Genomic DNA, 1,775 nt, shown 5'->3' on the forward strand with positions numbered 1-1,775 from the left:
GGCGCTCAGACGGTCGCGTCGGGCACCGGGAGGACCCCGACCCCCTCCCGCCGCTCGAAGATCAGGTGCGTCTCCGTCTGCCGCACCACCCGGTGGACGGTGACGTGCTGGAGCACGAAGTCCCGCAGCGCCTCGGCGTCCTCCACCGCGACGTGCAGGTAGAAGTCGTCGGCCCCGGCCACGTGGAAGACCTGGATGACACCGGGCGTGCGCACCAGGCTCGCGTAGAGCCGGTTCACGTGCTCCGCGTTGTGCCGCTCCAGCCGCACCTTGATGAGCGCCTGGAGCGGGTGCCCCAGCGCCGCCAGGTCGAGCCGCAGCGTCGTCCCCTCCACCACGCCGCGCTCCCGCAGCGCCCGCACCCGGTAGGCGCAGGTCGACTCGGCGAGACCCAGGCGGCGGGCGAGGGCCTTGTTGGTCAGCTCGGGATCGTCGGCGAGCAGGCCGACGATCCTGCGGTCCAACTCGTCGACGAGTGGCCGCTGCTCTCGTTTTTTCAACGAAATCCCCTGGGCGACGGACGGCCGGTCTTGTCGGCGACCTCCGATGTCGCCGTGGTCGCCGCCGATTCTGCAGTGATCATGCTGCGATCCTGTTCCCGGTGCAACGCTCCCGCCATGGGCATCTCTTCCGAGCGCTTCGAGACGCTGGCCGTCCACGCGGGCCGCGCGGACCTCACCGGACTGGGCGTACACGCGCCCCCGATCGACCTGTCGTCCACCCATCCGCTCCCGGACATCGAGCGCGGCGGGGACTCCTACGAGTCGATGGCCGGCGGCGGCCGCCCGCTCCCCGACGGCGGCGCCGTCTACCAGCGCCTGTGGAACCCGACCGTCGCCCGCTTCGAGTCCGCCCTCGCCGACCTCGAACAGGCCGAGGCGTCGGTCGCCTTCGCCTCCGGCATGGCCGCCACCACGGCCGCGATCCTCGCCACGACCGGTGGGAGCGGCAAGCGCCACGTCGTCGCCGTCCGCCCCCTGTACGGCGGCACCGACCACCTGCTGGCCTCCGGTCTGCTCGGGGTCGAGGCGTCCTTCTGCGGCCCCGCCGAGGTGGCCGACGTCCTCGCCGCCCGCCCGGACACCGCCCTGGTGATCCTGGAGACCCCCGCGAACCCCACCCTGGACCTGGTCGACATCGCCGGCGTCGTACGGCAGGCGGGCGCGGTCCCGGTCATGGTCGACAACACCTTCGCCACCCCCGTGCTGCAGAACCCGGTCACCCTGGGCGCGGCCATGGTCCTGCACAGCGCCACCAAGTACCTGGGCGGGCACGGTGACGTCGTCGGCGGCGTCATCGCCTGCGACGAGACCACCGCCGAGGCGCTGCGCAGGGTCCGGGCGATCACCGGCGCCCTGCTGCACCCGCTGGCCGGTTACCTCCTGCACCGGGGCCTCGCCACCCTGCCGACCCGGGTCCGTGCCCAGCAGGAGACCGCCCGCGAGCTGGCCGGCCTGCTCGGCCGGCACCCCGCCGTGGAGCGCGTCTTCTACCCCGACCTGGACGCCGCCGTGCTGGCCGACGGCCGCACCGGCTCCCTGCGGCACCAGATGCGCGGACCCGGCGCGATGATCTCCGTCGCCCTGCGCGGCGGTTACGACGCCGCCGAGCGCCTGACGTCCTCGCTCTCCCTGTTCACGCACGCCGTCTCCCTCGGCGGCGTCGACTCCCTCGTCCAGCACCCGGCCGCGCTCACCCACCGCCCGGTCGCCCCCGAGGCCCGACCGGCGGCCAACGTGGTCCGGCTCTCCATCGGCCTGGAGTTCAGACGTGTG

General features: G+C 73.6%; 2 protein-coding genes. One reads left to right on the forward strand and one right to left on the reverse strand.

The genetic code is table 11. The features are described from left to right. Positions 1 to 5: 5 nt before the first annotated feature. On the reverse strand, positions 6 to 500 hold the full coding sequence (locus tag HW445_RS29650) for an Lrp/AsnC family transcriptional regulator (RefSeq protein WP_180223904.1): 495 nt from the start codon (positions 498 to 500) through the stop codon (positions 6 to 8). Between the two features lie 117 nt (positions 501 to 617). Between HW445_RS29650 and HW445_RS29655 the strand changes: the two genes are divergently transcribed. Continuing rightward, positions 618 to 1,775, forward strand: a 1,158-nt coding sequence (locus HW445_RS29655; RefSeq protein ID WP_180223905.1) for a PLP-dependent aspartate aminotransferase family protein, incomplete at its 3' end; no start/stop codon positions are given.

The sequence above is a fragment of the Streptomyces sp. UH6 genome (assembly GCF_013421635.1).
Taxonomy (GTDB): Bacteria; Actinomycetota; Actinomycetes; order Streptomycetales; family Streptomycetaceae; genus Streptomyces; species Streptomyces abyssomicinicus.